This is a genomic window from Sphingomonas sp. (assembly GCF_035555815.1).
GTDB lineage: Bacteria > Pseudomonadota > Alphaproteobacteria > Sphingomonadales > Sphingomonadaceae > Sphingomonas.
Genome location: NZ_DATMGG010000069.1, coordinates 1 through 8953, shown reverse-complemented (window position 1 = coordinate 8953; position 8953 = coordinate 1). Strand labels below are relative to the sequence as shown.

Sequence of the window (8953 nt, the reverse complement as noted above, 5' to 3'; positions counted from 1 at the left end):
TCCGGATCGCCCTCTCCGACGCGCATCGCGATCCAGCCCGACGGGCCGAGATAGGGGGGAATCGAATAGAAGCCCGGATCGCGATCGACCAGCATCGTCTGTTCCTCGCGCCCGCTGGTCTTGACGATCACCGCCGTCAGTCCGTCGCCGTGATGATCGTGCCAGAAATAGGCGAATACCTTGCCCCCTTCGATGAAGAAGGCCGGTGAACCGTGCGACAGCTTTTCCGCCGTCTCGGGGAAGGTGAAGGCGATCGCACGCAATCGCGCGCAATCGGATTCGGGATCAGGGCTCATGTTCCACGAACTCCGCCAGCACTTGGGGATAGAGCAAATGCTCCTGCGCCAGGACTCGTTCCGCCAGCGTTTCCGGGGTGTCGCCGGGCAGGATCGGCAGGCGCGCCTGACCCAGCACCGCGCCACCGTCCAGTTCCTCGGTGACGACATGGACCGAACAGCCCGCCTCGGCATCCCCGGCGGCGATCGCGCGGGCATGGGTGTCGAGCCCCTTGTATAACGGCAGCAGCGAAGGGTGGATGTTGATGATCTTTCCGCGCCATCGCGCGACGAAGTCGTCGGACAGCAGCCGCATATAGCCGGCGAGCGCTATCGTCCCGACTCCGGCGCCGCGCAGCGCCGCATCGATGGCTGCTTCACGCGCGGCCTTGCCCGGCGGGGCGGCGAAGGTGGCGAGGCCCTGTTCGTGCGCCCAGCCGAGGCCCGGTGCGTCGGCCTTGTCGGACGCGACCAGCGCAATCGCATAGGGGCAGGCGGGATCGCGTGCTGCCTGCGCAAGCGCCATCATGTTCGATCCGCGCCCGGAAATCAGGACGCCTACGCGCGCCTTCATCCGATGTGCGCCGGTTTGCGGGGAAACCCGCGATGGTCAGCCATGGTGTGTCGCGCTCCACGGCGCGCGCGCGCTCCATGTCTCCGCCGATCCGGCGACTGTGCAGCCGCGCTCGCCCGCCTCGACCGTGCCGATCACCGCGACCGTTTCGCCGGTGGCTTCGATCGCGGCGCGAATCGCATCGGCTTCGGCGGCGGGCACCACCACCGCCATGCCGATCCCGCAGTTGAAGGTCCGCGCCATCTCCTCCGGCTCGATCGCGCCCTGCGCCTGAAGGAACGCCATCAGCCGCGGCTGCTCCCACGCGTCGGCATCGATGCGGGCGTGGCAGCCGGCGGGCAGCACGCGCGGGATATTCTCCAGCAATCCGCCGCCGGTGATATGGGCGAGTCCGTGCAGGCGTTTCGCGCGCAGCAGCGGCAGCAGGCCGGCGACATAGATGCGGGTCGGCGCCATCAGCGCATCGATCAGGCGCACGTCGTGATCGAACGGGGCGGGGCGGTTCAGCTTCCACCCCTTGTCGGCGGCGAGTCGGCGGACCAGCGAGAAGCCGTTGGAATGGACGCCCGAGGACGCGAGGCCAAGGATGACGTCGCCCGCCGCGACCCGGTCGCCGGTCAGCAGCGCATCGCGCTCGACCGCGCCGACGCAGAAGCCGGCGAGGTCATAGTCGCCGTCGGCATACATGCCCGGCATTTCGGCAGTCTCACCGCCGATCAGCGCGCAACCGGCCTGTCGGCACCCCTCCGCGATCCCCGCGATCACCCGTTCGGCGACGGCGGAATCGAGCTTTCCGCTGGCGTAATAGTCGAGGAAAAACAACGGCTCGGCGCCCTGGACGATCAGATCGTTGGCGCACATCGCCACGAGGTCGATGCCGACCCCGTCATGCGCGTCATGCTCGATCGCCAGCTTGAGCTTCGTGCCGACGCCGTCGTTGGCGGCGACCAGCAGCGGATCGGTGAAGCCCGCCGCCTTCAGGTCGAACACGCCGCCGAATCCGCCCAGATCGGCGTCGGCCCCCGCGCGTCGCGTCGCTTTGGCCAGCGGCGCGATCGCCCGCACCAGCGCATTCCCGGCGGCGATCGAAACGCCCGCATCGGCATAGGTATAGCTCGTCATCCGCCCCGCCTACCGACAAGCCGCTTGGATTTCCACGCCCGCTTCGCCAAAAGGGCGCCGTAATGGCAGCGCGTTTCCCCATCCGTACGCCCGGACTGATCCTTGCGGCGGCGCTGCTTGGTGGCGGAGCGATGCTGTACGCCCAGATCGAGGGCGGCGATCGCGGTGCGGCGCCGATCGACAGCTCGGGCGATTTCGAGGTCGGCGGCATCAGCGTCGACGTCGCGGCTAAGGACGCCGATACCGCACGGGTCAACGGATGGAAGCTGGCGCAGCGCAAGGGCTGGGCGATGCTGTCCCAGCGGCTGGCGGGCGGCACCAGCCAGTTGCCCGATGGCACGCTCGATTCGATCGTCACCGGCATCGTCGTCGAGAACGAACAGATCGGCCCGACTCGCTATATCGCGAAGCTGGGCGTGCTGTTCGATCGCGCGCGCGCCGGATCGATCCTGGGCGTCTCGACCCAGTTCAGCCGATCCGCGCCGATGCTGGTGATCCCGGTGATGTGGACGGGCGGGGCGGGGCAGGTGTTCGAACGCACCACGCCGTGGCAGCAGGCCTGGGCACGCTATCGCACCGGCAACAGCCTGATCGACTATGTCCGCCCGGTCGGCACCGGCCCGGACCCGTTGCTGCTCAACGTCGGCCAGACCGAGCGGCGCGGGCGCGGATGGTGGCGCACGATCCTGAACCAATATGGTGCCAACGACGTGCTGATGCCGGAGGTGCGGCTCAACCGGCTGTGGCCCGACGGCCCGATCCAGGCCGCCTTCTTCGCCTATCACGGCCCCGACCGCCGGCTGCTGACCAGCTTTACCCTGCGCGTCGAAAGCGGCGATGCGCTGCCCGCGCTGCTCGATGCCGGGGTCGCGCGGCTCGACCGGGCCTATCAGGATGCGTTGCAGGGCGGGTTGCTGCATACCGATTCGCTGCTGAGGCCCCCGCCGACGCCGGTTGCCACGCCCACGCCCGAGGCGACGCCGACAGAAGGGCCGATCGAATCGGGCAACGACGTGATCGGATCGACATCGATCGCGATCCAGTTCGACACGCCCTCCGCCGCGTCGGTCACCGCCGGCGAATCGGCGATCCGCGGCGTGCCCGGCGTGCGTTCGGCGACCACGACCAGCCTGGCGCTGGGCGGCGTGTCGGTGATGCGCGTCGCCTATGACGGCGACGTCGCGGTGCTGCGCACCTCGCTCGAAAGCCGGGGATGGTCCGTCCAGGTCAGCGGCAGCACGTTGCGCATCCGGCGCGGCGGCCCGCCGCCCGCGCCGGCACCGTCCCCCACGCCAAGTCCCGCGGGCGGATGACCGCGGACCAGTTCGACCTGCCGCTTCCCAAGCCCGCGGTTCACCGCGAGGACGAGTTTCTGGTCAGCGAATCCAACGCGCGGGCGATCCAGGCGATCGAGCATTGGGGGGCGTGGCCGGTGATGGCGGCGCTGCTGGTCGGCCCGCGCAAGTCCGGCCGCAGCCTGCTGGCGCGGATGTTCGTCGCCAAGACCGGCGGCGTGATGATCGATGACGCCGAGCGCACCAGCGAGACCGAGATGTTCCACGCCTGGAACCGGGCGCAGTCGGCGCGGCGCCCGCTGCTGATCGTCGCCGACGCTCCGCCGCCCGAATGGGCGGTGCGCCTGCCTGACCTGCGGTCGCGGCTGGCGGCGACGCCGGTGCTGCGGCTGGATCGGCCCGACGATCAACTCGTCCCCGAATTGTTGCGCTATCTGTTCGACCGCCGTGATCTGGATGCGCGGCCGGATCTGATCGCGTGGCTGGTCAAGCGCGTCGAGCGCAGCCACCTGGCGGTGCTGCGCACGGTCGAGCTGATCGAGGAGGCGGCCGATGCCCGGCGTACCCGCAAACTGTCGATCCCGATGGCGCGCGCCGTCTTGTCACAATCCGGACTTATATCCGAAAGACTGCGCTCTCAGCCGCCGGAGCTTTTGTGACTGACGCCGACGCCACTGCCCCCGATTACCCGCCGGTCGAGGCCGGTTCGCGCTATTTCAACCGGGAGCTGTCGTGGCTCGCCTTCAACCGGCGGGTGCTGGAGGAGGCGTCGAACCCGGCGCATCCGCTGTTGGAGCGGCTGCGATTCCTGTCGATTTCGGGATCGAACCTCGACGAATTCTTCATGGTCCGCGTCGCCGGGCTGAAGGGCCAGCAGTTGCAGGAGGTCGATCAGCGATCGGCCGACGGGCTGACGCCGGGGCAGCAGCTCGCCGCGATCGTGGCGGAGGCCGACGCGCTGGTCGACGGGCAGCAGGCGACGTTGCGCCAGCTGCTGCGCGAGCTGGCGGCCGCCGGCATCGACGTACTCGACGCGCACGAGATCGACGGCGACACCGGACAGTGGCTGGAAAAGCATTTCCGCGAGCAGGTGTTTCCGATCCTGACCCCGCAGGCGCTCGACCCGGCGCACCCGTTTCCGTTCATCCCCAACAAGGGATCGAGCGTGATCTTCGACCTGGTCCGCATTTCCGACGGCGAGCCGATCCGCGAACTGGTGCTGCTGCCCGCCGCGACGCCGCGTTTCGTCCGCCTGCCCGGCGAAAAGGCGCGCTACGTCACCGTGGAGACGCTGCTCAAGCGGTTCTCCGCCCAGCTTTTCCCCGGCTATCAGGTCAAGGGCGCCGCGGCGTTCCGCATCCTGCGCGACAGCGACATCGAGCTGGAGGAGGAAGCGGAGGATCTGGTTCTCTACTTCCGCAGCGCGATCAAGCGGCGGCGGCGCGGCCGGGTGATCCGGCTGGAGATGGAATCGGGCATCGGCCCCGATCTGGAGGTCGTGCTCAAGGAGGAACTGGGCGGCAGCGAGGCGATCCTGACCGAGAACGGCGGATTCCTGGGGATCGGCGACCTGTCGATGCTGGTCGATGAGGATCGCCCCGACCTGAAGTTCCCGCCGTTCAGCGCCCGCTTCCCCGAACGCATCCGCGAATATGGCGGCGATTGCTTCGCCGCGATCAAGGCCAAGGATATCGTCGTCCACCACCCGTACGAGACGTTCGACGTGGTGCTGTCCTTTCTGCGCCAGGCGGCGTCGGACCCCGACGTGGTCGCGATCAAGCAGACGCTGTACCGCGCCGGCAAGCAGTCCGCCGTCATCAACGCGCTGATCGCCGCGGCGGAGGCGGGTAAGTCGGTGACCGCCGTGGTCGAACTGAAGGCCCGGTTCGACGAGGAGCAGAACCTGTTGTGGGCGTCCGCGCTGGAACGTGCCGGCGTGCAGGTGGTCTATGGCTTCATCGACTGGAAGACCCACGCCAAGATCTCGATGGTCGTGCGGCGCGAGGGCAATGAATTCCGCACCTACTGCCATTTCGGCACCGGCAATTATCACCCGATCACCGCGCGCATCTATACCGACATCAGCTTCTTCACCGCCGACGCGCGGATCGGGCGCGATGCGGCGGCGATCTTCAACTACGTCACCGGCTATGTCGAGCCGACCCATCTGGAGCTGCTGTCCAATTCGCCGCGCGACCTGCGCAACCGGCTGATGGCGCTGATCGACGAGGAAAGCGCCAACGCCCGCGCCGGCCAGCCGGCGGCGATCTGGGCGAAGATGAACTCGCTGGTCGATCCCGCGACGATCGAGAAGCTCTATGAGGCGAGCAACGCCGGGGTCGAGATCGACCTGATCATTCGGGGCATCTGCTGCCTGCGTCCCGGCATCCCCGGCCTGTCGGAGAATATCCGCGTCCGTTCCGTGGTCGGGCGGTTCCTGGAACACAGCCGCATCTGGGCGTTCGGGAATGGCAAGGCGCTGCCCAACGACGGCGCCAAGGTCTACATCTCCTCCGCCGACTGGATGCCGCGCAATTTCGACCGCCGGGTCGAATTCATGCTGCCGATCCTCAACCCGACGGTCCATGACCAGATCCTGGACCAGGTGATGGTCGCCAACCTGATCGACAATGAACAAAGCTGGGAGCTGAAGCCCGATGGCCGCTATGTCCGGCTGCATCACGGCCATGCGCGGCCGTTCAACCTTCACCGTTATTTCATGACCAATCCGTCGCTGTCCGGCCGCGGCGCCGCGCTCGAATCGAGCGACGCGGTGCCCAAGCTGTCGCTCCGCCGCCGGCGCTCGCATCCCGAGCGCCCGGCGGAGCCGCCGGTCGACGTCTGATGGCGCTCCCGTTGTTGCGTCGGATGCGCGCCGGCAAGCCGGAGTCGGCCGTGCCGGGGTACGATCACCCCGCCCGGACCGGCATCATCGACATCGGATCGAACTCGATCCGGCTGGTCGTCTATGAAGGGCCGCAGCGCCTGCCGGCGGTGCTGTTCAACGAAAAGGTGATGGCCGGGCTGGGCCGCGCGCTGCCCGACACGGGCGCGATCGACGCACAGGCGATGGCGGCCGCGCGCTCCGCGCTCGCCCGCTTCGCGTGGCTGGCGCGCGAGATGCGGGTGACCGAGCTGCGCACCGTCGCCACCGCCGCGGTCCGTGACGCCAGCAACGGGGGAGAGTTGCTGGCGGAGGCGGTCGCGCTGGGCCTCGACGTCGAATTGCTTTCGGGTGAGGATGAGGCGTTCGCCTCCGGCATGGGGGTGCTGTCCGCCTTTCCCGAGGCCGACGGGATCGTCGGCGATCTGGGCGGCGGCAGCCTGGAACTGGTGCGCATCGTCGCCGGGGCGATCACCGACCGCATCTCCTTCCCGCTCGGCGTGCTGCGCCTCGCCGCGATCCGCGCCAAGGGCAAGGGGGCGATGGAACGCCGCGTCGCCAAACTGGTGCGCGATGCCGGCTGGCAGGGGCGGGGGAAGGACTTGCCCTTCTATCTGGTCGGCGGGTCGTGGCGGGCGCTGGCGCGGCTCGACATGCATTTGACCGGCTATCCGCTGCCGGTGATCCACGGCTATTCGATGACCGCCGACGAACTGTCGCGCCTGACACGGACGCTGGCGCATATCGATCGCAGCAAGTTGAAGGCGATCACCAACCTGTCGAGCGCGCGCCTGCCGACGCTGAACGATGCCGCCGCGCTGCTCGTCACGTTGCTCCACCAGCTCGATAGCACCGTCACCATCGCGTCGTCGTTCGGGCTGCGTGAGGGGTTGCTGTTCACGCGGCTGTCCCAAACGGCGCGGCGCGAGGATCCGCTGATCTCCGCCGCGCGGGACGAGGGGCAGCGGATCGGCCGCTTCGCCGAGCATGGCGACCTGCTCGACGCCTGGATCGCGCCGCTGTTCGCGGCCGAGGGGGCCGATCTCGCCCGGCTGCGCCATGCCGCCTGCCTGCTCGCCGATGTCGGCTGGCGCGCCAACCCCGAGTTCCGGGCGGAACGCGGCGTCGATATCGCGCTGCACGGCAACTGGGTCGGAATCGACGCGCGGGGCCGGGGGATGATCGCGCAGGCGCTGTTCACCTGCCTGGGCGGCGGCACCGAATCGCCCGACCCGGTCGGCCGGCTGGCCCCGCACGACGAACTGGCGCTGGCGGCGCGCTGGGGACTGGCGATACGGCTGGGCCAGCGCCTGTCGGGCGGCATCGCCGCGCCGCTCGAGCGCACCCGGCTGGCGATCGATGCGGGCGAACTGCACCTGATCGCCCCCGCCGCCGATGCGGGCCTCTACGGCGAAGCGGTCGAGCGGCGGCACAAGGCGCTGGCGGGCGCGTTCAGCCTGGCGGAGGGGCTGAAGCTGGTCGGCTGAGCCGCGCGGCAACCACTGAGCGACCATCGGTTTCGGGGTGTTACAGCAATCCGACCTTTGGTGGTCACGCCTGATTGGCGGAAATGGCTCCCCGGGCCTGATTCGAACAGGCGACCGATCGATTAACAGTCGATTGCTCTACCGCTGAGCTACCGGGGAACACGATCGGAGGCGCGCTAATAGCAGCCGAATCCGGCTTTGCAACCCCGTCGCGCGCAACCGGGGCGTCACGCGATGAATTGCTCCATCGTGATGCGGTCGTCCAGCGCGTGTTCGGGGTCGAACATCAAGGTGAGGTCGCGCAGCGGATCGATGGCGATGGTGACATTGGCGACGTCGCGCACCTCGCGCTGATCGGCGACCGCGCTGACCGGGCGCTTGTCCGCCTCGAGCACGCGGATGCCGATTCGCGCGCGTTCGGGCAGGATCGCGCCGCGCCAGCGCCGTGGGCGGAACGCGCTGATCGGGGTGAGCGCGATCAGCGCCGATCCCAGCGGCAGGATCGGGCCGTTGGCCGACAGGTTGTAGGCGGTCGATCCCGCCGGCGTCGCGGCGAGGATGCCGTCGCAGACCAGTTCGGGCAGCACGATCCGGTCGTTGACGGTCACTTCCAGCCGGGCGGTCTGGCGGGTTTCGCGCAGCAGCGACACTTCATTGATCGCGGGCAACTCGTGGATCTCTCCGTCGATCGTCTCGGTCGTCATCGTCAGCGGCGAGACCTTGAACGGCTTGGCCCGCGCCAGCCGACGGTCGAGGTCGTCGATCCGCCATTCGTTCATCAGGAAGCCGACCGTGCCCAGGTTCATTCCGAACACCGGCACGCTGCGGTGCGCCTCCAGCATCTGGTGGAGCACCTGGAGCATGAAGCCGTCGCCGCCCAGCGCGATGACCATGTCGGCCTGTTCGAACGGCACCCAGTCATAGGCGCGATCGAGGTCGGCGGCGGCGGCCTGCGCGGGGGGCGTGGGGGAGGCGAGGAGCGCGCGCTGCATCGCGATCAGCCGCCGGTTACGTTCATGTGGCGCGCGACCGCCGGTGCCGCGCCGGGGGCGATGGCAAAGGCGTGGCGCGCCGGCTTGGCGACCAGCGCGGCATCGATCGCCGCATCCAGCGCCGCGGTGCCGCCCTCGCGCAGCGCAGCGCGCAGATCGACCTGATCATCATGGCCCAGGCACATGTACAGCTTACCCTCCGTGGTCAGGCGGACGCGGTTGCATCCGTCGCAGAAATTGGCCGTGAGCGGTGAAATCAGGCCCAGCCGCGTGCCCCATGGCGTGCGCCAGTACCGCGCCGGGCCGCCCGTGCGGTGAAGGTCG

Annotated in this window: 8 protein-coding genes, 1 tRNA gene and 1 pseudogene; 4 read left to right on the top strand and 6 right to left on the bottom strand. The window is 68.9% G+C overall.

All coding sequences use genetic code 11. The features are described 5' to 3' along the window. From VNR91_RS03850 to purM, 3 genes are all read right to left on the bottom strand, one after another. On the bottom strand, positions 1-296 hold a 296-nt coding region (locus VNR91_RS03850; RefSeq protein WP_325489467.1), incomplete at its 3' end, for an MmcQ/YjbR family DNA-binding protein. After that, complete coding sequence (gene purN / locus VNR91_RS03845; RefSeq protein ID WP_325489466.1) at positions 286-849, bottom strand: phosphoribosylglycinamide formyltransferase; 564 nt, start codon at positions 847-849, stop codon at positions 286-288. The genes purN and VNR91_RS03850, both read right to left, overlap by 11 nt. Positions 850-885: 36 nt before the next feature. Beyond that, entirely contained in the window at positions 886-1971 is a 1086-nt protein-coding gene (purM, locus tag VNR91_RS03840) for a phosphoribosylformylglycinamidine cyclo-ligase (protein WP_325489465.1), read from the bottom strand. A gap of 62 nt (positions 1972-2033) precedes the next feature. Between purM and VNR91_RS03835 the strand changes: the two genes are divergently transcribed. The 4 genes from VNR91_RS03835 to VNR91_RS03820 are packed head-to-tail and all read left to right on the top strand — an operon-like array spanning position 2034 to position 7637. Further along, positions 2034-3284 (top strand): heavy-metal-associated domain-containing protein, encoded by a 1251-nt coding sequence (locus VNR91_RS03835; RefSeq protein ID WP_325489464.1) that lies wholly within the window; start codon positions 2034-2036, stop codon positions 3282-3284. Next, positions 3281-3925 (top strand): chromosomal replication initiator DnaA, encoded by a 645-nt coding sequence (locus VNR91_RS03830; RefSeq protein WP_325489463.1) that lies wholly within the window; start codon positions 3281-3283, stop codon positions 3923-3925. The genes VNR91_RS03835 and VNR91_RS03830 overlap by 4 nt, the downstream gene beginning before the upstream one ends. After that, on the top strand, positions 3922-6111 hold the full coding sequence (locus VNR91_RS03825; RefSeq protein WP_325489462.1) for an RNA degradosome polyphosphate kinase: 2190 nt from the start codon (positions 3922-3924) through the stop codon (positions 6109-6111). Before VNR91_RS03830 ends, VNR91_RS03825 begins: the two co-directional genes overlap by 4 nt. After that, positions 6111-7637: a Ppx/GppA family phosphatase gene (locus tag VNR91_RS03820; protein ID WP_414712371.1), complete on the top strand. Its 1527-nt coding sequence runs from the start codon at positions 6111-6113 to the stop codon at positions 7635-7637. The genes VNR91_RS03825 and VNR91_RS03820 overlap by 1 nt, the downstream gene beginning before the upstream one ends. 84 nt (positions 7638-7721) lie before the next feature. Here VNR91_RS03820 and VNR91_RS03815 read toward each other — a convergent pair. The 3 genes and pseudogenes from VNR91_RS03815 to VNR91_RS03805 form a co-directional block, all read right to left on the bottom strand. Next, positions 7722-7796 (bottom strand) — tRNA-Asn (locus VNR91_RS03815). Between the two features lie 68 nt (positions 7797-7864). After that, positions 7865-8629: an NAD kinase gene (locus VNR91_RS03810; protein ID WP_325489461.1), complete on the bottom strand. Its 765-nt coding sequence runs from the start codon at positions 8627-8629 to the stop codon at positions 7865-7867. A gap of 5 nt (positions 8630-8634) precedes the next feature. After that, a pseudogene (locus tag VNR91_RS03805) lies at positions 8635-8953 on the bottom strand (cyclic pyranopterin phosphate synthase); the annotation flags it as partial.